General features: G+C 68.0%; 17 protein-coding genes. 10 read left to right on the top strand and 7 right to left on the bottom strand.

The window, feature by feature from the left end:
* Window positions 1-104: 104 nt before the first annotated feature.
* The gene (locus tag IMX13_RS16965; protein WP_193396789.1) at window positions 105-2,381 is read left to right on the top strand and encodes a TonB-dependent receptor; all 2,277 of its coding nucleotides are present in this window, start codon (window positions 105-107) and stop codon (window positions 2,379-2,381) included.
* Window positions 2,382-2,462: 81 nt separating this feature from the next.
* Here the strand turns inward: IMX13_RS16965 and IMX13_RS16960 are convergent, their stop codons facing one another.
* Together IMX13_RS16960 and rsgA are read right to left on the bottom strand one after the other, a co-directional pair.
* Window positions 2,463-3,716 carry a flavohemoglobin expression-modulating QEGLA motif protein gene (locus tag IMX13_RS16960; protein WP_065175125.1) on the bottom strand — a complete coding sequence of 418 codons (1,254 nt, stop codon included), beginning with the start codon at window positions 3,714-3,716 and terminating at the stop codon, window positions 2,463-2,465.
* Between the two features lie 124 nt (window positions 3,717-3,840).
* Window positions 3,841-4,950: a ribosome small subunit-dependent GTPase A gene (gene rsgA, locus IMX13_RS16955; protein WP_065175126.1), complete on the bottom strand. Its 1,110-nt coding sequence runs from the start codon at window positions 4,948-4,950 to the stop codon at window positions 3,841-3,843.
* A 115-nt stretch (window positions 4,951-5,065) separates the two neighbouring features.
* Between rsgA and IMX13_RS16950 the strand changes: the two genes are divergently transcribed.
* From IMX13_RS16950 to IMX13_RS16940, 3 genes are read left to right on the top strand one after another with little or no spacing between them, the layout of a single operon-like run.
* Window positions 5,066-6,340, top strand: coding sequence for a pyridoxal phosphate-dependent aminotransferase (locus IMX13_RS16950; RefSeq protein WP_193396788.1), 1,275 nt, complete (start codon window positions 5,066-5,068; stop codon window positions 6,338-6,340).
* Window positions 6,341-6,343: 3 nt separating this feature from the next.
* The gene (locus IMX13_RS16945; protein ID WP_065175127.1) at window positions 6,344-6,961 is read left to right on the top strand and encodes an SGNH/GDSL hydrolase family protein; all 618 of its coding nucleotides are present in this window, start codon (window positions 6,344-6,346) and stop codon (window positions 6,959-6,961) included.
* A gap of 4 nt (window positions 6,962-6,965) precedes the next feature.
* A complete protein-coding gene (locus tag IMX13_RS16940) occupies window positions 6,966-7,682 on the top strand; it encodes a class I SAM-dependent methyltransferase (RefSeq protein ID WP_053517426.1) in 717 nt (238 codons plus the stop codon).
* Between the two features lie 131 nt (window positions 7,683-7,813).
* On the opposite strand, the gene IMX13_RS16935 is transcribed toward IMX13_RS16940, so the two are convergent.
* Window positions 7,814-8,593 carry a polysaccharide deacetylase family protein gene (locus IMX13_RS16935; protein WP_053517427.1) on the bottom strand — a complete coding sequence of 260 codons (780 nt, stop codon included), beginning with the start codon at window positions 8,591-8,593 and terminating at the stop codon, window positions 7,814-7,816.
* 60 nt (window positions 8,594-8,653) lie between these two features.
* On the opposite strand from IMX13_RS16935, the gene grxD reads away from it, so the two are divergent.
* Window positions 8,654-9,580, top strand: a complete 927-nt coding sequence (gene grxD / locus IMX13_RS16930; RefSeq protein ID WP_193396787.1) for a Grx4 family monothiol glutaredoxin — start codon at window positions 8,654-8,656, stop codon at window positions 9,578-9,580.
* A gap of 87 nt (window positions 9,581-9,667) precedes the next feature.
* Here grxD and IMX13_RS16925 read toward each other — a convergent pair whose 3' ends face one another.
* Both IMX13_RS16925 and IMX13_RS16920 read right to left on the bottom strand, forming a co-directional pair.
* Window positions 9,668-10,207: a DUF924 family protein gene (locus IMX13_RS16925; RefSeq protein WP_065175129.1), complete on the bottom strand. Its 540-nt coding sequence runs from the start codon at window positions 10,205-10,207 to the stop codon at window positions 9,668-9,670.
* A 43-nt stretch (window positions 10,208-10,250) separates the two neighbouring features.
* On the bottom strand, window positions 10,251-11,027 hold the full coding sequence (locus IMX13_RS16920) for an AMP nucleosidase (RefSeq protein WP_053517431.1): 777 nt from the start codon (window positions 11,025-11,027) through the stop codon (window positions 10,251-10,253).
* A 151-nt stretch (window positions 11,028-11,178) separates the two neighbouring features.
* Between IMX13_RS16920 and IMX13_RS16915 the strand changes: the two genes are divergently transcribed.
* The 5 genes from IMX13_RS16915 (at window position 11,179) to IMX13_RS16895 (ending at window position 15,984) form a co-directional block, all read left to right on the top strand.
* Entirely contained in the window at window positions 11,179-12,588 is a 1,410-nt protein-coding gene (locus IMX13_RS16915) for an amidohydrolase (RefSeq protein WP_193396786.1), read from the top strand.
* Between the two features lie 17 nt (window positions 12,589-12,605).
* On the top strand, window positions 12,606-13,868 hold the full coding sequence (locus tag IMX13_RS16910; RefSeq protein ID WP_164152840.1) for an amidohydrolase family protein: 1,263 nt from the start codon (window positions 12,606-12,608) through the stop codon (window positions 13,866-13,868).
* 17 nt (window positions 13,869-13,885) lie between these two features.
* Window positions 13,886-14,518: a DsbA family protein gene (locus IMX13_RS16905; RefSeq protein WP_065181734.1), complete on the top strand. Its 633-nt coding sequence runs from the start codon at window positions 13,886-13,888 to the stop codon at window positions 14,516-14,518.
* 94 nt (window positions 14,519-14,612) lie between these two features.
* Window positions 14,613-15,554: a DegV family protein gene (locus IMX13_RS16900; protein ID WP_053517434.1), complete on the top strand. Its 942-nt coding sequence runs from the start codon at window positions 14,613-14,615 to the stop codon at window positions 15,552-15,554.
* Window positions 15,555-15,645: 91 nt separating this feature from the next.
* On the top strand, window positions 15,646-15,984 hold the full coding sequence (locus tag IMX13_RS16895; RefSeq protein ID WP_053443843.1) for a hypothetical protein: 339 nt from the start codon (window positions 15,646-15,648) through the stop codon (window positions 15,982-15,984).
* A 45-nt stretch (window positions 15,985-16,029) separates the two neighbouring features.
* Here IMX13_RS16895 and IMX13_RS16890 read toward each other — a convergent pair whose 3' ends face one another.
* Both IMX13_RS16890 and IMX13_RS16885 read right to left on the bottom strand, forming a co-directional pair.
* Window positions 16,030-17,352 carry an alpha/beta fold hydrolase gene (locus IMX13_RS16890; protein WP_227255491.1) on the bottom strand — a complete coding sequence of 441 codons (1,323 nt, stop codon included), beginning with the start codon at window positions 17,350-17,352 and terminating at the stop codon, window positions 16,030-16,032.
* A 159-nt stretch (window positions 17,353-17,511) separates the two neighbouring features.
* Window positions 17,512-18,939 carry a GGDEF domain-containing protein gene (locus IMX13_RS16885; protein WP_111186171.1) on the bottom strand — a complete coding sequence of 476 codons (1,428 nt, stop codon included), beginning with the start codon at window positions 18,937-18,939 and terminating at the stop codon, window positions 17,512-17,514.
* Between the last annotated feature and the right edge of the window lie 111 nt (window positions 18,940-19,050).

Genomic DNA, 19,050 nt, shown 5'->3' with positions numbered 1-19,050 from the left:
GTACCCGCATGGGTGTTCCGTAAAGAAGCTTTCATGTTCCGTTCGCATAGTGGGGTGGCATCGCGCACGCACGCCGGTGCCCATCCCCCATGCAACGGACCACCATGCAGACTCGACACCTGACGATCGCCGTAGCGATCGCGCTTTCCGCCGCTGCCAGCGCCTTCGCCGCCGATATCGACGCCGCGCCCAGCGCGCAGACGCTGGATACCGTCTCGGTGATCGGCCAGGGCGAGACCCGTCAGGTGCAGCGCATCACCAGCGTCGACAAGCAGGTGCTCCCGCCAGGCACCAGCGGCCAGAAGATCCTCGATCGGCTGCCGGGCGTCTCGGTGCAGTCCAACGATGCGTTCGGCGCCAATGAGGAGTCGCAGACCATCAGCCTGCGCGGATTCGACAAGAGCCGGCTGGGCTATACCCTCGATGGCATTCCGCTGGGCGACAACAGCTACGGCAACTACAACGGCCTGAGCATCGCCCGTGCGCTGATCGCCGAAAACCTGGCCGGCGCCGAGCTGTCGCAGGGCATCGGTTCACTCGGCGTGGCCTCGACCAGCAACCTCGGCGGCACCATCCAGTACTTCTCGTCCGATCCGTCCACCGAGTTCGGCGGCCGTGCCAGCGTCACCGTCGGCGACGACAATCAGCGCCGTGGTTACCTGCGCGTGGATACGGGCGACCTCAACGGCTTCTCTGCGTATGTCTCCGGCGTTCACCAGGACCAGGACATGTGGGCCGCGCCGCATCAGAACCAGACCACCCGCCAGTTCAATGCCAAGGCCGTGTGGAACGTGGGCGACCATCGTTTTGGCGCGTTCGTGGCGACCTCGCGTGCCAGCCAGGCCAACTACGCCTACCTGTCCAAGGACATGCTGGCCCGGGGCCTGGGCTGGGACTGGAACATCTATGCGCCGGACTGGAACCGCGCGGTGGCCGCCGCCTACTGCGCGCCGGCTACGCGTGATCCGGCGCGATGTGCCTACAGCGGCGGCGTGACCAGCATCGACGATGCGTACTACCAGAGCCGTGCGCTGCGCGATGACAACCTGTACTCGATCGATGCCGACCTTCGCCTGGGCGAGCAGGGCCGCCTGAAACTGCTGGCCTACCACCATGACAACCGCGGCCAGGGTCACTGGTGGGCGCCGGGCCAGCCGTCGTACCCCGGCACCGACCGGATGCTGCCGATCTCCATCCGCAGCACCAACTACACGATCAACCGCGACGGCGTGACCGCAGCGCTGTCATGGACGGCTGGCATCCACGAGTTGGAAGCCGGCCTGTGGTACGAGCAGAACGACCACAACGTGTCGCGCAATTTCTACTACATCAGCGGTCCGTTCCTGGACGACCTGTACCTGAAGAATCCGGACCGCCTGCTGTTCAACCAGGACTACGACATCCGCACGCAGCAGTTCTACGTGCAGGACCGCATGCGCTTCCTCGACCAGCGCCTGACCGTTGATGTCGGCATCAAGAGCCCGAACACCCGCATGCGTGCCACGGCCCGCCCGGGCGTGGAAACCCGCCTGGCGTCCGGCACGCTGACGGCCAAGGAGTCGGTACTGCCGCAGCTGGGCGTGGGCTTCAAGCTCAACGCCAACAACGAGCTGTTCGCCTCATACGCAGAGAACATCGCCGCCTTCGTCGGTGGCGGCAGTGGCGGCCCGTTGCAGGTGGCACCGGAATCGTTCGCTGCCAGCGCCGACCTGGAACCGGAAAAGTCGAAGAGCCTGGAAGCCGGTTTCCGCACGTTCGGCGAGAAGTACCAGGCCTCGATCGCCGCCTACAACGTCACGTTCGACAACCGCCTGCTGTCACTGAACCCGTGCTCCAGCATCGAAGTGGGCACCCGACCGGAGTGCGTGACACGCTTCATCAACGTCGGCTCGGTGAAGAGCCACGGCGCGGAACTGACCTTCATCCTCAAGCCGGTCGATGGCCTGCAGTGGTACAACGCGCTGTCCTGGAACAAGACCACCTACGAAGATGACTACATCTCCGGCGGCGCGGTGGTGCCGGTGGCCGGCAAGATCACGGTGGACACGCCGCAGCGCATGGCCTCCAGCGAAATCAGCTGGAACCGCGATGGCTTCTTCGCCAGCCTGCGTGCCAAGTACACCGGCAAGCGTTATTACACCTACACCAACGATCAGTCGGTGCCGGGCGTGACCACCTTCGATGCGGGTGCCGGCTATGACTTCGGCCCTGGGCTGGGACTGCGCAACGTGCGGGTCTCGTTGAACGCGACCAATCTGACCAACAAGCGCTACGCCGGCCAGCTGAGCTCGTTCGCGCCGACCGACCCGGAAGGCAAGCGCTACGCGATCCACGCCAGCGCACCGCGGCAGGTGTTCATGACGGTGGCGGCAGAGTTCTAAGTCAGAAGCGGGCGCTGCGGCGCATCGAGTGTTCCTGCATGGCGCGGGCAGGCAGGCCCATGCAGGATCCGCCAACGCATGTCACTCCGGCGCCAGCTGGTCCATCCGTATCCGGTTGGCAAACAGGGAAAACGCCAGCATGCCGGCCAGGCCATTGGCCCGGCTGACCCAGTGCGGCAGCCAGCGTGGTGGCTTCAACACCCCGGCCTGGAACAACGGCGCGAACGCGATGGCGTCCTGCAGGCTCATCTTGCCCGCGAACAGCCACCGGCAGACCTGCAGGCGATCCTCGGCCAGCATGTGGCGGAAGAAGGTGTGCACCGATACCAGCCCGCGCAGGTACACGGTGTCCTTGGTGAAGGCCAGCCCGCCGCCGGGGGGCACCCCGCGGAACACGCGCTGGGCCGATGCGAAGCTCTCTTCCGGGTTCTGCCCGGCATCGCAGAAGTAGCGGAACACCTCGATGAAGTCGGCGCCCTCGCGGGCCATCGCGATGGCTTCGGTACGCAGGCTGATCCGCTTCAGGCGCTCGATGTCGATGCTGCCGGTGATCTGCTCGGCAAACGTGGCCAACCCTTCCTGGGTAGCCGTCACCCGCGGTGAGGACAAGGCCAGGCTGGGCAGCACCGGTTGCTCCCGGCCATTCAACGCGGTCAGCGAATGCACCAGCGCTTCGTGATGGAACAGCTGTGCACGATCGTAGGCGCTGAAGCGCGCACTGGTACGCAGGCGGATCCGCGTCGGTCCGGCGGCCGCCTTGGACACCAGTTCCGGGTCCAGCTGCACCTGGATGATCCGCGATTCGAAGAAGGCATCCAGATCGTTCTGCAGCTGCAGTTGCAGCGCGATCGCAGACACCGGCACCTGTTCTTCCGGCGCCAGCAGTTCATGGTCCAGCTCGGCCGCGATCTGGATGAAATGGCGCGCTGCATCGCGCGTACTCGGGCCATTGCCCGGCAAGGGCTGTTCGGGGGCGCCGAACAGCTGCACCGAACAGGTGTCCACCGCTGCGGTACCCAGGCCCTCCAGCAGGCGTGCGGCCAGGTCCCAGCTGTGCGCGGACTGCTGCACGTAGTGGCCCAACGGATGCCCCGCGTCGCAGTCGGCGGCGATGGCCGCCAAGGTGCGGCGTTCCTCGCTGAAATCCAGCTTCGGGTAGTCCACCTTCGGCAACTGCGGCTGCCCGCGCGCGACGCTGTCCAGGAACGGTGCCTGCACCGTCGCCGGCCAGCTGGTCAGGCCCAGCAGGCGGATGCCACCCACGGCCTCGACCAGCCGCGCGTCGAGCGCCGCATGGTGGGCCACCTCGCGATCCAGCACGGCGGTCGTTTCCATGCGCGGACTATAGCGCCCTGCCCGGCCGTGCGCTGTCCTCCGCGGCCCCCGGCATCAGCGGAGGCGTTACCCCGGTATCCCGGGATGAATTTCCATGCAGCCGCGCCCATGGCCGGCTGCCTCATCAACGACGTCGCGGCTTTCCTGCCGGACGGAACTGCTGGCCCTTGCCTTTCCTGCCACCTCGTTCCTGCGCGGTCTCGGCCTGGCGCACGGCCAGCTTGGCGGCCGCAGCCGCCACTTCTTCCTTCAACTTGAAGTAGTTCAGCAGCCGGCTTTCCTCGATCTCACCCGCGTCGATGGCCGCCCGTACCGCACAACCGGGCTCCTGGTGATGCGAGCAGTCGCGGAAGCGGCACTGTTCGGCCAGTGCTTCGATATCGGCGAAGCCCCCTTCGGCCAGCGTCTCCTCGCCGGTCGGCTTGAGCTCGCGCATGCCGGGCGTGTCGATCAGGCAGGCGCCGGTCGGCAACGGCATCAGCGCACGATGGGTGGTGGTATGACGCCCGCGTGAGTCGTTGGCGCGCACCGCATTGGTCTTCATCCGCTGCTCGCCAAGCAGCGTGTTGGTCAGCGTGGATTTGCCGGCGCCGGAGGAGCCCACCAGCACCACGGTGCGGCCCGGCCCCAACCATGGCTGCAGCACAGCCACGCTGCCAGCATCCAGGCCATTGATGGCATGCAGGGCGATCCCCTGCATTTCCAGTTCTTCCAGCACCGCCAGCGCATCTTCGCTGTATTCGGTCTGGTCGGCCTTGGTCAGCACCACCACCGGTTCGGCACCACCGCCGCCCACCAGCAGCAGGTAGCGCTCGATACGCCGCGGATTGAAGTCCGCATCCAGCCCGCAGACGATGAACACCGTATCGATGTTGGCCGCGATCACCTGCTGGTGATAATGCTCGCCGGCGGCGCCGCGCTTGATCGCGGTGCGACGTGGCAGCAGCGCCACGATGCGGATGCCGTCGAGCAGCACCCAGTCGCCGACCGCCGGCCGCTCATGGCTGGGAAAGCGTGGCCGCTGCCATTCCGGCAGCGATTCGGCCTTGATCGCAGCGTCCGGGGCGTCGGCCACGACATAGTGCGTACGGTGCTGCTCGATCACCCGGGCCGGGCGGGCCTGCGGGTGCTCGGCCATCATGGCCTGCCAGTCGGCCTGCTGCGCCGGGCCCGGCCAGGGCCAGCCGATGGTCTGCAGGGCGGTGAAATCGGGGGTCTGGGTCATCGCCTCCATTCTACCCGTGCCAACGCCGCTCCAGCCCAGCAGCGGCGGGCCCTGGGGGCCTTGCCATGCAGTGCAGCAATTCCGCTACCATGGAACCTCCATGCCATCCGACGGCTCACCGACCATGTCAACCTCCGCGCCCAAGCCCCTGGCCACCCGCGAGCGCCTTTCCGAAGTGCGCTACGAAATCCGCGGAGAACTGGCCCGGCGAGCCCGGGAGCTGGAGGCGCAGGGCCGCAAGCTGATCAAGCTCAACATCGGCAACCCCGGCAATTTCGGCTTCCGCGCCCCGGAACACCTGCAGCGCGCGATCGCCGACGACATGGGTCGCACCGATCCCTATACCCACCAGCAGGGCCTGCCGGTGGCGCGCGAGGCGATCGCTGCCTACTACACCCGTCGCGGCGCTCCCGACGCGCACCCGGACCGTGTGTTCGTCGGCAACGGCGTCAGCGAACTGATCGACCTGTCGCTGCGTGCGCTGCTCAACCCCGGCGATGAAGTGCTGGTGCCGTCCCCGGACTACCCGTTATGGTCGGCCTCCACCATCCTCAACGACGGCCGGCCGGTGTACTACCGTTGCGCCGCCGAGAACGGCTTCCAGCCGGACCCGAGCGAGATCGAGACCCTGGTGTCCTCGCGCAGCCGCGCGATCGTGCTGATCAATCCGAACAATCCCAGTGGCGCCAGCTACCCGCGCGAACTGCTTGAACGCGTGGTGGACATCGCGCGCCGGCACAACCTGCTGCTGCTGGTCGACGAGATCTACGACCAGATCCTGTATGACGAGGCGGTGTTCCAGCCGGTCGCACCGCTGGCGGGCGACCATCCGTGCCTGACCTTCAGCGGGCTGAGCAAGGTGCATCGCGCCTGCGGCTGGCGCGTGGGTTGGGCGCACCTCAGCGGCGATGACGCACGCCTGGGCGACTTCCGCGCGGCGATGGACCTGCTCAGCGCGCTGCGCCTGTGCGCCAATGTGCCCGGCCAGTACGCCATCGAGGCTGCGGTGAACGGGCCCGACACCATTTCGGCACTGTGTGCCCCGGGCGGGCGCCTGTACGAAACCCGCCGCGCGGTGATCGAAGCATGCGAGGCCAGCGAGCATCTGTCGCTGGTGGCCCCCGCCGGCGCGCTGTATGCCTTCCCGGCGGTGGTCGGCGCTGCCGCCAAGGGCTTCGACGATCACACCTTCGCCCTGGACCTGATGGACAACGAGGGCGTGCTGGTGGTGCCAGGTTCCAGCTTCAACGTGCCCTACCGCAACCACTTCCGCGTAACCCTGCTGCCGGAGGCCTCGGTGATGCGCGATGTGTTCGCCCGCATCGACCGCGTGCTGGCCCGCCGCGCCGAGGATGCAACCAAGGTCGTACCGATCAAGCCACGCCGTTCGGTGGCCTGAGTCGTGGGCTTGTCCTATCTGGCGCTGGGCGACTCCTACACCATCGGTGAGGCCGTCGCGGTCGAAGGCCGCTGGCCCCATCAGCTGGCCGCCGCGATGCGCGCACAGGGCGTCGCGCTGGCCGATCCGCAGACCATCGCCACCACCGGCTGGACCACGGACGAGCTCGATGCCGGCATCGACGAGGCCGCCCCGCAGGGGCCGTTCGACTTCGTCAGTCTGCTGATCGGGGTCAACAACCAGTACCGCGGCCGCCCGCTCGACGAATACCGCACGCAGTTCCAGGCCCTGCTGCAGCGCGCGATCGGTTTTGCCGGCGGCCGTACCGATCGGGTGCTGGTGCTGTCGTTTCCCGATTGGGGCGTGACGCCGTTCGGCGCCAGCAGCGGCCGACACCGTGGCCGCATCGGCATCGAAACCGACGCGTTCAACGCGGCTGCGGAGCAGGTCTGCAGTGGCCTCGGTGTCGACTTCGTCGACATCACCGACATCAGCCGCGTCCACGGTCACGACCCGGCGATGATCGCCGAAGACGGTCTGCACCCCTCCGCGCGCATGTATGCATTGTGGAGCGAGCGCGCCTTGCCGGTCGCCCTGCGCCGGCTCGGCGACGCCGGCTGACCCGATGGACGGCACGCCACGGAATGGCACGCCCCTGCCCTGCTCCCCGCTGACCTCCCCGCAGGCCCGCGCGATCGCCGAGGCGTTCCGACCTGCACAGGCCTGGGGCAGCCGCCGCGACTATTACTACACCCGCGGCAAGCTCGGCAGCGATCCGTTGTACGACGGCGTGCTGCAACAGCTGCCCGAGGATGGCCAGCCGGTGCTGGACCTGGGTTGCGGACTGGGCCTGTTCGCGCATGTGCTGCGCCAGCGCGGGCGCGGCCAGCCCTACCTCGGGGTGGACGTGGACGCCGCCAAGATCGAGCGGGCGCGGCAAGCCGGTGAAGGCCTGCCGGCCGTGCGCTTCGAATGCCTGGATGTGCAGGCTGCGCTGCCGTCGCACGTCGGCCATGTACTGCTGCTGGACGTAGTGCAGTACCTGGATGCCGGACCGCAGCAGACGCTGCTGCGTGCCGCAAGCGCGCGGGTGTCCCCCGGAGGACGGCTGCTGCTGCGCACGCCGCTGGCGACCGGTGATGGCCGGGACCGCACCACGCGGGTCGCGGACCGCCTTGCCTGGCTGGTGGGCTGGATGGGTACCCGCCCGCGGCACTATCCCCAGCCGAAGACCCTGCTGGCGACACTGAGCGAAGCGGGATTGCGCGTCGCCGCACCACGGCCGCTGCACGGGCGCACACCGTTCAACAGCTGGCTGGTGGTGGCCGAACGGCCTGGGTGACGCCGCGCGTGGCCCGGCGGGTTCCATGCGCGCCGCTGCGCTCGCCGGGCGTGGCCCGGCGCTACCGGATGCCTGCCCATTCCCCTGGTAGCGCCGGGCCGTGCCCGGCGGATTCCGTGCGTGCCGCTGCGCTATACCGAAGGCAGCGTTGCCTTCAATCCACGCTGATCCAGTGCCTGCAGCACGCGTTCGATGATTACCAGGTTGTGGCCATGGGCGGCCCCCTCATGCAGCAGCACGATGGCGCCCGGGCGAAGATCCGGCAGCAGGCGCTCCAGCACGCGCTCGGGCGTACAGCCGACACCATCGAAGCCGCGGGCGCTCCATCCCACCCGCACCAGGCCCAGGCGGCGCAGCACCGGGCCCACGAACGGATTGGTCATGCCCACCACCGACCGGTACCAGCGCACCGGCGTGCCCGACAATGCCTGCAGCGCATGCTGGCAGCCTTCGATCTCCGCACGCATCGCCTTCGGTCCCAGCCGCCAGAAGCGCGCCTGCGGATGGCTGAAGCTGTGGTTGCCCAGATCGTGCCCGCGGCGCAGGATCTCGGCCACCAGCGCCGGCTGGGCCAGGGCCCGCTCGCCGACCAGGAAGAATGTCGCCCGCGCCTGATGCCGATCCAGCAGATCAAGCACGGCCAGCGTGTCCGCACCGGGACCGTCATCGATGGTCAACCAGACCGCGTCGTCCGCCTGCGCCAGGCGGCTCAGCACCGGCGTGTAGAAGCGGCTGTTGGGCAGGAACACCGGCACGATGAACAGCGCGTGGCTGGCCACCATCAGCGGCAGACCCCAGTGCCATCCCGCCAGCACCCAGGCCAGGATCACCCCCAACTGCGACGCCACCAGCCAGGGCAGCCAGCGCCATGGCCGGGGCGGAATGCGATGCAATGTTCCTGCGCTGCTCATACCCCATGATGCCATGAGGGGTAGAATCGAAGATTCGAATTACTGGACCCCCGACTTCCCATGTCTCTCGATCCTGCCCTGCGTTCGCGCATCGAATCCCTCCTCAACGCCAACCGCGTCGTGCTGTTCATGAAGGGCCAGCCGTCGATGCCGCAGTGCGGCTTCTCGGCCAAGGCCGTGGGCGCGCTGCAGGACCTGGGCGTCGAGTTCGCTCACGTCAACGTGCTGGCCGACCAGGAAATCCGTGAAGGCATCAAGGCCTACGGCGACTGGCCGACCATCCCGCAGCTGTACATCGACGGCGAACTGGTCGGTGGCAGCGACATCGTGCTGCAGATGGCCGCCAGCGGCGAACTGAGCAGCGTGCTGGGCCTGCCCGCGCCGGACCGCACCCCGCCGCGCATCACCGTCACCCCGGCCGCGGTGGAGATGCTCAAGGGCGCGCTGGCCGACGCCCCGGGCGCCGCCCTGCAGCTGAGCATCGATGCAGCCTTCCAGCCCAACTTCCAGCTCGCTCCGCATGACGAGGCTGCGATCGCCGCCGAATCCAATGGACTGCGCGTGCAGTTCGACCTGGCCAGCGCGCGCCGTGCCGAAGGCATCACCATCGACTGGGTGGACGACATCCGCGGCAAGGGCCTGGCCATCGACAACCCGAATGCACCCAAGCCGGTGCAGGAAATCAGCGTGCGCGACGCCGACGACCTGGTGCGCGCCGGCAACGCGATCCTGGTGGACGTGCGCCCGGCTGACGAGCGCGCCATCGCCGCCGTCGGCGTGCCGTTCAAGGTGTTCGACGGCAACGGCCGCGCCGAGCTGGAAGCACTGCCGAAGGACACCGCACTGGCCTTCCTGTGCCACCACGGTGGTCGCAGTGCGCAGGCTGCCGAGCAGTTCCGCGCGCTTGGCTTCACCAAGGTCTTCAACATCACCGGCGGCATCAACGCCTGGTCCGAAGAGGTGGACAACGGCGTGCCGAAGTACTGATCGGCTGCAGCGCGGAACAGGAAAACGCCGGCGCACGCCGGCGTTTTCCGTTTCCTGCCTGTCGCGCGCGTGGCCGGCCCCGCCCGGTCAGCCGGCAAACCCGCCTTCGGCCAGGTAGTCCAGTTCCTCCGGCGTGGGAATGCGGCCCAGCACGGCGTTGCGGTGCGGGAAGCGGCCAAAACGGCGGATGATGTCGCGATGCAGGTCGGCGTACTGCAGGTATTCCTTGTCACCCAGCACGTCGAACATGGCCACCGAACGGTCCTGGTCCAGCGGATCCTCGGAATGCTCGAACGGCAGGTAGATGAAGGCCCGCAGCTTCGGAACCAGCTGCAGGTCCAGCCCTTCCTCGATGGCACGCATGGCGTAGTGCCGGGCCAGCCCATCGGTGGCGTAGGAGTGGGCGGTGCCACGGAAGCAGTTGCGCGGGAACTGGTCCAACAGCAGCATCAGGGCCAGCGCACCCTCGGCGCTGCCCAGCCAGTGTTCGCGCGCACGCGCGGCCGCAGCGAAATGCTCATCGAGGAACAATCGGCGGAACTGCGCGTCGAACGCATCGTCGCGGGCGAACCACTTCGCAGGGCCCGCCTCCTTCCAGAATTCCACCACCTGCGCGGCAACGTCCATTACCTACTCCCGGGCCCGGACGTCCCGCGCCCGGCCCTCATCATCATTCGTCGAAGCGCAGATGGCGGACCGACTTGCCGTTGCGCCGGATAAGCTTAAGCGCCTCGATGCCGATCTGGATATGGTTTTCCACGAACTGGGAGCTGACCTTGGCATCGGAGGCTTCGGTCTTGACCCCGTCGGGAATCATCGGCTGGTCCGAAACCAGCAGCAGGGCGCCGCTGGGGATGTGGTTGGCGAAGCCGGCGGCGAACACCGTGGCCGTTTCCATGTCGATGGCCATGCAGCGCATCGCGCGCAGCCGTTCCTTGAATGCCTCGTCGTGTTCCCAGACCCGCCGGTTGGTGGTGTAGACGGTACCGGTCCAGTAGTCGTGCCCCAGATCGCGGATCATGGTCGAGACCGCGCGCTGCAGGGCGAAGGCCGGCAGTGCCGGTACTTCCGGTGGCAGATAGTCGCCCGAAGTGCCTTCACCACGGATCGCGGCGATCGGCAGCACCAGGTCGCCCAGCTGGTTCTTGCGCTTCAGGCCCCCGCACTTGCCCAGGAACAATACCGCCTTGGGCATCACCGCCGACAGCAGGTCCATGATGATCGCGGCATTGGGGCTGCCCATGCCGAAGTTGATCATCGTGATGCCATCGCTGGTGGCGCTGGCCATGGGCCGGTCCAGGCCGACGATGGGCGCACCGGTCAGTTCGGAGAAGGTGTGCAGGTAGCCGCCGAAGTTGGTCAGCAGGACGTGCGGGCCGAACTGGTCCAGGGGCACGCCGGTATAGCGCGGCAGCCAGTTGTCGACGATTTCCTGCTTGCTCTTCATGCTCGGTCCGGAACGGCGGGGACCGCCTATTTTCGGCCAGTGGGGCGACGCCGTCGAGGCACGCGGTCGCACCCTGTGAAGAAGGTCACTTGGCAAGCCCACCGCTGCCCGGCTAGCGTCAGCGGTTGCTTACGTAGCCGAGGGGATCTGCATGACGTCGACGTTGTTGCGCGCCGGGCTGGGGCTGGCGCTGGTTACGCTGGCCGCCGCGCCAGCACTGGGCGCCTCGCGCTTCATGGCCGATCCTTACCCCAGCACCTATCGGGCGCAGCCCGATGCGCCGGTGCTGATCCACAACGCAACGGTGCTGACCGGCACCGGCCAGCGCCTGGACAATGCCGACGTCCTGCTGCGTGAGGGCCGCATCGTTGCTGTCGGCCAGCAGCTGCAGGCCGAGGCCGATGTCACCCGCATCGACGCGCAGGGCAAGTGGGTCACCCCCGGGCTGATCGACGTGCACTCGCACCTGGGCGTATATCCCAGCCCGGGGGTGGGCGCCCACAGCGATGGCAACGAGATGACCGCACCGGTGACGGCCAATGTCTGGGCGGAGCATTCGGTGTGGCCGCAGGATCCCGGCTTCGCTGCCGCCCTGGCCGGCGGCGTGACCAGCATGCAGGTGCTGCCCGGCTCGGCCAACCTGGTCGGTGGCCGCGGCGTGACCCTGAAGAATGTTCCGGCCATCACCTACCAGGCGATGAAGTTTCCCGGCGCGCCGTGGGGCCTGAAGATGGCCTGCGGCGAGAACCCCAAACGCGTCTATGGCGAAGGCAAGGGTGTGACGCCTGCTACGCGGATGGGCAACGTCGCCGGCTACCGCGCAGCCTTCATCGATGCCGCCGACTACATCACCAAGAACACGCCCAAGGCAGCCAAGCGCAAGCGCTGGTTCGGCAGCGACAAAGGTGACAGCGCGGGCGATGCCGGTGGCAAGCGCGATCTCAAGCTGGACACCCTGGCCGGCGCGATCCAGGGCGACATCCGCGTGCACATCCACTGCTACCGCGCCGATGAAATGGCCACCATGCTCGACCTGGCCAAGGAATTCGGTTTCAAGGTGGCAGCGTTCCACCACGGCGTGGAGGCCTACAAGCTGGCCGACCGGCTGGCGGCGGACGGCGTCTGCGGTGCACTGTGGGCCGACTGGTGGGGCTTCAAGATGGAAGCCTTCGATGGCATCCCCGAGAACATCGCGCTGGTGGACCGGGCGAAGAACAGCTGCGCCATCGTCCATTCCGATTCGCCCGAAGGCATCCAGCGCCTGAACCAGGAAGCCGCCAAGGTCATGGCCGCCGCGCGCCGCGCACGCATGGCCCCGATCACTCCTGAACATGCGATCACCTGGATGACCGCCAATGCCGCCAAGGCGCTGGGCATCGAGAGCCAGACCGGCACGCTGGAGCCCGGCAAGATGGCCGACGTGGTGGTGTGGAACGGCAATCCCTTCAGCTCCTACGCATTGGCCGAGCAGGTCTATGTCGATGGCCGCCGCCTGTACGACCGCAGTGCGTTGCCGGCAACGCCGCAGTCGGACTTCCAGCTCGGGCAGGAGGTGCACTGATGGCCGGTTCCATGCAGATGGCAAGGTCTTCCAGCCGCAACCGGGCATGGCTCGGCGCTGCGATCATGGTGCTGGCAGCCATCACCGGCACGGCATCGGCACAGGATCTGCTGGTGCGCGGCGCGACGGTTCACACCGCCGGCGCACGCGGCAGCCTGCAGCACGCCGATGTGCTGGTGCAGGGCGGCATCATCCGTGCCGTGGGTACGGGCCTGGCCGCACCGGCCGGCACGACCGTGGTTGAAGCCGATGGCCGCCCGCTCACGCCCGCGCTGTTCGGTGGCATCGCCGAGATCGGCATCGAGGAAGTCTCGGGAGAAGCGAGTACGGTCGACAGCAGCCTGAAGATCGGCGAGCAACCGCTGCGTCCGGAGTTCGACGTGACCCTGGCCTACAACCCCGCGTCGGTGCTCATTCCGGTGGCGCGACTGGAGGGCATCGGCTTCACCGCGCTGGGCGCCGTCACCGGCGGTGGCTTCGTGGCGGGCCAGGGCGGGGTGATGCGGCTCGATGGCAGCGCCGACCCGCTGGGTCCACGTGCGCTGTTCCTGCGGCTGGGCGCCGCAGCGTCGGAACTGACCGGTCATTCGCGTGCAGCACAGTGGATGCTGCTGCAGCAGATGGTGGATGAAGCGCGCGGCCAGGTCGCCGCCGATTCACCGCACGCCGTGCTGACACCGGCCGGTCGCCGCACACTGTCGCGCTATCTGGCCGGCCAGGGCCGCATCGTGGTTGAAATCGATCGCGCTGCCGATATCCGCCAGCTGCTGCGCTGGGCTGCACGCGAAAAGGTGAAGATCGCCCTGTCTGGAGCCAGCGAAGCCTGGCAGCTGGCGCCGGAGCTGGCTGCGGCCGGGGTGCCGGTGTTCGTCGACGTGCTGGCCAACCTGCCGGCCAGCTTCGACCAGATCGGCGCCACCCTGGAAAACGCGGCACGACTGCAGCGTGCGGGCGTGCCCGTCAGCTTCGTGCAACGTGGCGATGCCTCGCACAACGCACGCAAGATCCGCCAGCTCGCAGGCAATGCGGTCGCCCATGGCCTGCCTTGGGCCGACGGGCTGGCAGGCCTGACCCGGGTTCCCGCACAGGCGTTCGGGGTGGCCGACCAGATCGGCAGCATCGAGCCCGGCAAGCGCGCCGACCTGGTGCTGTGGGAAGGCGACCCACTGGATGTGGCGCACTATGCCGAACAGGTCTGGATGGGCGGGCGGCCGATGCCGATGCGCTCGCGCCAGACCGACCTGCGCGACCGCTATCTGCAGCGCAACGCGCAGCCCTGACCGACGAGGAAAGCCCCATGGCCCCGCTGCACTGGTACTTCGATTTCGTCTCGCCCTACTCCTACCTGCACTGGCAGAAGGTCAAGCAACTGCCCCAGTTCGCACAGGTACAGCCGGTGCCGATCGCCTTCGGGGCGGTGCTGCAGCAGCTTGGCAATCTCGGCCCGGCCGAGATCCCGGCCAAGCGGCGCTTCATCTACCGCCAGTTGCTCTGGAACGCGCAGGCGGAAGGCGTGACGCTGCGCTTCCCGCCTGCCCACCCGTTCAACCCGCTGGCCGCCCTGCGGCTGTGCCTGGCCGCAGGCGGCGGCGCGCAGGCCGTGGACGTGCTGTTCGACTGGATCTGGCGCGAGGGCAACGCCGCCGACAGCGCCGAGGCGCTGCGCGAACCCGGCGCGCGGCTGGGCATCGCGGATGTGGCGGCCGCCACGGCAACCGCAGAGGTCAAGGAGCAGCTGCGGCGCAACACCGAGGCTGCGCTCGCGGCCGGCGTGTTCGGCGTACCGACCTTGGCCATCGGCGACGAGCTGTTCTGGGGCAATGACGCGCACCCGCTGATGGCCGCTGTGCTGGCCGATCCGGACCTGCTGAAGCAGCCGGAATGGCAGCGGGTGGAGGCCCTGCCGATCGCGGTACAGCGCAGACGCTGAACAGGGCGCCTGCGCTTCCCTCGCGCGCGGGCTCCCGTTTTGAGATATTTTTCACACTTCCGAACCAACAACCGCCCTGGAGGGGGAGCCGCGGATGCGCATCGGAATCGTCGTCGACTCGGCCTGCGACCTGCCGCAGGCGTTCATTGCCGAACACAACATCGTGCTGCTCCCGATCACCGTACGGATCGGCGAAGCCGTACTCGCCGACCACCGCGACGAACAGGCCACGCTCAGCTTCCTGCACGCACACGTGGCCGAACATGGTGCCGAGGCGGAGACCATCCCCTTCAGCGTCAACCAGATCCGTGACCTGTTCCTGCAGCAGCTGGTGATCGACTACGACCACGTCTTCTGCATGACCATCACCAAGACCCGCAGCCCGATCCACGACAACGCCCTGCAGGCCAGCTTCGCCATCCTCAACGACTACAAGCCGGTGCGGCAGGCCGCGGGCTACAACTCGCCCTTCGCACTGCGCGTGCTCGACACCCAGAACCTGTTCGCCGCGCAGGCGGTGACGGCGGTGGAAGCGGTGCGCCTGCGCGACAGCAACGCCAGCGTGCAGCAGATCCGCGAGCGGCTGGAGGAACTGGCCGGCAACGTGCATGGCTACATGGTCACCCGTGACCTGTATTACATGCGGGCCCGCGCGCGGCACAAGGGCGACCGCAGTGTCGGCCTGCTCAGTGCCGCGCTTGGCAGCGCACTGGACATCAAGCCGGTGCTGCACGGCTACCGCGGTGAGACCGGCCCGGTGGCCAAGATCAAGGGCTTCGACAATGCCGTGCAGAAGCTCTTCGCTGTGGTTGGCCAGCGCGTGCGCAGTGGACTGATGACACCGACAGTCTGCGTCAGCTATGGCGGTGAGCTGGAGGAGCTGCGCGCCCTGCCCGGCTATGCGCAGCTGACGGACGTCTGCGCCACCCACGGCGTCACCGTGTACGAATCGGTGATGAGCCTGACCGGCATGGTCAACGTCGGCAAGGGCGCCGTTACCGTGGGCTTTGCCGATGGACCGCATCGGTTCGAATGAGGGCGGGCGACGCCTGCATGCAGGTGCGCCGGATGTACACAAGCATTGCACCGCGTCTATGCCAGCCTTGCCGCACTTCAAGGAGATCACCATGCCTGCGCAGTACCACATCAGCCTTCCCGACCCGTCCAAGGCCCGCGGCAACGACCCCGACCTGTCCTTCCATTCGCAGGGCGCCGCCGGCTTTGCCGAAGAACTGCAGGACGCCCTGCGCAGCGGCGCGCTGTTCGAGCGCTGGAAAGCCAAGCAACCCGATCCGGATGCAGTGGAGCCGCAGTGGGGCGTGACCGACCCGGACGCCACCGTAACCGGTGAGCAGAAGGACCTGCGCATCAACCTGGTGGCCACCACCCGCATCGACAGCGATGTGTTCAAGCAGCGCCTGCGTCTGCTGGCCGGCCATCACTGGGAACTGCGCGACGTGCGTTGAGCGGCGAACACGCTGGCGTCTGCTGGGCTTCGCCCGTCGAAGCCCTCATCGCGCGGACGTCGGGCGGGCCTGGCCGTATTCGGCCCGCAGCGCATCGCCACGGATGAAGTCCGTCATCAGCTGGAAGTACCCGGCCGGCTGCCGTGTCGATACACGTTCCCCGGCCGCATCCAGCTCGAACTCGTACATGCCATGATCGGCGTCTGCATACACGGCCGTGTAGATCGGCCGTCCCTGGCCCTGCAGAACCGCAAGACGCCTGAGCGTCTCTACCGGCGGCGCATCGCGGTCCTGCCCGCCAAAGATCCACAACTGCGGCACCTGCAGATGCGTGAGCACCGGTAAAGGGTCGTAATGGGCCGGCACCCCGTCCAGCAGCCGCGGCCCCTGCTCGCGCGCAGTGACCTCCGGAGTCGACAACAGATACCCGGCAATGTTCCCGCGTACCGCAGGGAACCAGGGCGCATGCTGGTAACGCTGCTTCACCTCCGCCAGTACATCGAATCCCTCGCTGAATCCGCTTTCGACGATGGTCGCCACCGCATCGGCGATCTGCATCGCCTGCGCAGTGGCTTCCGCGCCCTGGCCGGCCCGCTGCATGTCGAAGGCGATCGCCTCGCGGTCTTCCTCCAGCGGCGAGACCGCCAGGCCGAAGCTGATCACGATGAAATCCACAGGCTCGATGCGTGCCGCCAGCGGCGCCACCCAGCCACCCTGGCTGCCGGCCTGGTAGCCGACCCGCTGCGCACGTGCCCCCGTCAACCGGCGTGCTTCGCGCGTGGCCAGGATCAGATCATTGGCCAGGGTCAGGTAGTTCTGCGTGTACCGCCCGCCAGAGCGTCCCGTGCCCCGCTTGTCGTACGCGAACACGGCGATGCCGGCACTGGCGAACTCGCGCTGCAGCGAGTAGCGCTCCAGCGCGGAGCTGTTCTCCGCACCATGCACCAGCACCACCAGTGGAACCGGCGCATCGCCCGGAGGCAGCGTCAGCCGCCCCTGCAGCGTTGCGCCGGCACCGCTGAAACGGGTGTCGATCTGCCGCAGCGGAATGCGCTCGCCCTTCATTCCATCGACGCTGATGCCGCGCTTCCCACAGTCCGTGAGCACCATCCGGTGCCCGTCCGGCTGCCCGGTCCAGCCGCGGGTACTGGTCCAGGCATCGCCCGCGGTGCGCTGCAGTGCGCCGCTGCGACCATCTGGCGTGCGCCAGCGCAGCTGATCGCCCGCACCCGGGCCGATGTCCAGCGTACTGCCATCGGCCATCCGGTAGCTCGCAGCGGCGCAAGGCGACGCCGCCGTGGCCGCGACCGCCTGCGCACTGAAGGCCATCGCGCTCCACGCGGCCAGCGACACCAGGGTTCTGTGCATGTCTGCTCCTCTCCACACTGATGGGTGACGGTGAACCGGCTCCCGCGTGATCGCCAGCGCGGTGCGACGGAGTGCGGGTACCGCCGACGAAGGCGCGTCCGCGGGCGACAGCCACCAGCGGCGGAACCGCGTTCCCCTGGCGAATGCGCGGGGCGGGGTCTAGCGGCGGTCTGCACCGGCCGGCGCTGCGCCCTGCATCGCCACACGATTGCGTCCCGCGCGTTTGGCCACATACAACGCCGCATCCGCATCGGCGAGCAGCTGCCCGGCATCGGCTGTTGCCGGCGGATGCAGGAATGCGATGCCGATGCTGATGCTGACCCGCCCTTCCGGCAGCTGCAGCGCTTCCACCGCGCGTCGCAGCCGCTCGGCCAAGGCCTGTACGCCGTCCAACGCCGTGCCTGGCACGATCACCGCGAATTCCTCACCGCCGTAACGCGCCACGCTGTCGCCCGCACGCCCGGCGCTGTGCTGCAGCAGCGCCGCCACGGCCTGCAGGCAACGGTCGCCGGCGGGATGACCATGGGCATCGTTGAACGCCTTGAAATGATCGATATCGACCAGCAGCAGCGCCAGTTCGCTGCCGCTCCGCCGCGCCCGGTTCCATTCGGCCTGCAGTTCGGCATCGAACTGGCGGCGGTTGGCTACGCCGGTCAGGCCATCCTGGCGCGCGAGCTGGTCGAGCCCGGCCTGCCGTTCCAGCAGATCGATCTGCAGAAGCGCACTGCGCAGGCTGAACCCCAACGTGGCCAGAACGAATCCAGCCAATGCCAGGGGCCTGGCATGGTCCACCACCAGGGTGCCCACCACCAGCAGCAGCAGCGGCAGGATGATCGGGCCGCCGGCCTGCACCAGCCGGGCCAGCCGCGGCTGCAGCACGAATCCGGTAGCTGGCGACCGCCGCAGTGCCAGCAGCGCGAGCAACAGGAACGGCACGTCGATCAGCAGATCGTTGTAGGCGCCGAAAGACTGTTCGGAGGTGAAGTGGTTGATGTAGTAGGCCACCAGCAGATAGGCCAGCGCGTACAGCGCCAGCGCGCGGAACACGCTGCGTCGCTCCGGGACATCACAGGACACCCAGCGCACGATGGCAAAGACAGCGATGCACAGGTTCTGGATATCGAACATGCGCTGCATGTTGGCCAGCGCCTGGTCGTCGATGCCGACATGGTCGGCAAATGACTGGGTATGCACGAAGAACAGCACGCCCAGCAGGGCCGCCATGATTCCGTCGATCACGCTGATGGCCCAGCGCTCCCGCCGCGAGCGGGCCAGGATGAACACCAGCGGCACGCCATACAGCACGTACAGCAGCAGGCTGGCGCCCGGGGTGATGTCGGGGCGGTCGGCACGGAGTGCATCGAGCATGTTGATGCCCATGCCCCCCGCCCACAGCAGCAGTGCCAGCGCGATGGCACGCCAGCCCAGCGCGGCGCGATCCGCACGCGCGCGCCACAGGCATGCGGCGGCGGCCAGCAGCGGCGCGCCGGTGAGGAACACGAACGAACCCAGGCCTGCCGGCCCCGGCCACAGGGCCACGACCAGGCCATGGCCGAACACGTACAGCAGCGCCAGCACTACCGGCATGCATCCCCCACTGCGCAAGCCTGTCTGCACGCACGATAGCGCGACAGGCCGCCATGGAGGCGTGATCCACGCCACACCTGCTTCCCCTGCCCCTGCGCCGGGCATGGCGCG

It is taken from the genome of Stenotrophomonas sp. B2 (genome assembly GCF_014947095.1).
GTDB lineage: Bacteria > Pseudomonadota > Gammaproteobacteria > Xanthomonadales > Xanthomonadaceae > Stenotrophomonas > Stenotrophomonas maltophilia_P.
Note: the sequence above shows the minus strand (reverse complement) of the source record. Positions and strands in the feature narration are given on the sequence as shown.

Excerpts from the sequence above, each read along its gene's own strand:
- IMX13_RS16965 (WP_193396789.1), top strand. The coding sequence starts at position 105 with ATGCAGACTCGACACCTGACGATCGCCGTAGCGATCGCGCTTTCCGCC.
- IMX13_RS16960 (WP_065175125.1), bottom strand. The coding sequence starts at position 3,716 with ATGGAAACGACCGCCGTGCTGGATCGCGAGGTGGCCCACCATGCGGCG.
- rsgA (WP_065175126.1), bottom strand. The coding sequence starts at position 4,950 with ATGGAGGCGATGACCCAGACCCCCGATTTCACCGCCCTGCAGACCATC.
- IMX13_RS16950 (WP_193396788.1), top strand. The coding sequence starts at position 5,066 with ATGTCAACCTCCGCGCCCAAGCCCCTGGCCACCCGCGAGCGCCTTTCC.
- IMX13_RS16940 (WP_053517426.1), top strand. The coding sequence starts at position 6,966 with ATGGACGGCACGCCACGGAATGGCACGCCCCTGCCCTGCTCCCCGCTG.
- IMX13_RS16935 (WP_053517427.1), bottom strand. The coding sequence starts at position 8,593 with ATGAGCAGCGCAGGAACATTGCATCGCATTCCGCCCCGGCCATGGCGC.
- grxD (WP_193396787.1), top strand. The coding sequence starts at position 8,654 with ATGTCTCTCGATCCTGCCCTGCGTTCGCGCATCGAATCCCTCCTCAAC.
- IMX13_RS16925 (WP_065175129.1), bottom strand. The coding sequence starts at position 10,207 with ATGGACGTTGCCGCGCAGGTGGTGGAATTCTGGAAGGAGGCGGGCCCT.
- IMX13_RS16920 (WP_053517431.1), bottom strand. The coding sequence starts at position 11,027 with ATGAAGAGCAAGCAGGAAATCGTCGACAACTGGCTGCCGCGCTATACC.
- IMX13_RS16915 (WP_193396786.1), top strand. The coding sequence starts at position 11,179 with ATGACGTCGACGTTGTTGCGCGCCGGGCTGGGGCTGGCGCTGGTTACG.
- IMX13_RS16910 (WP_164152840.1), top strand. The coding sequence starts at position 12,606 with ATGGCAAGGTCTTCCAGCCGCAACCGGGCATGGCTCGGCGCTGCGATC.
- IMX13_RS16905 (WP_065181734.1), top strand. The coding sequence starts at position 13,886 with ATGGCCCCGCTGCACTGGTACTTCGATTTCGTCTCGCCCTACTCCTAC.
- IMX13_RS16900 (WP_053517434.1), top strand. The coding sequence starts at position 14,613 with ATGCGCATCGGAATCGTCGTCGACTCGGCCTGCGACCTGCCGCAGGCG.
- IMX13_RS16895 (WP_053443843.1), top strand. The coding sequence starts at position 15,646 with ATGCCTGCGCAGTACCACATCAGCCTTCCCGACCCGTCCAAGGCCCGC.
- IMX13_RS16890 (WP_227255491.1), bottom strand. The coding sequence starts at position 17,352 with ATGCACAGAACCCTGGTGTCGCTGGCCGCGTGGAGCGCGATGGCCTTC.
- IMX13_RS16885 (WP_111186171.1), bottom strand. The coding sequence starts at position 18,939 with ATGCCGGTAGTGCTGGCGCTGCTGTACGTGTTCGGCCATGGCCTGGTC.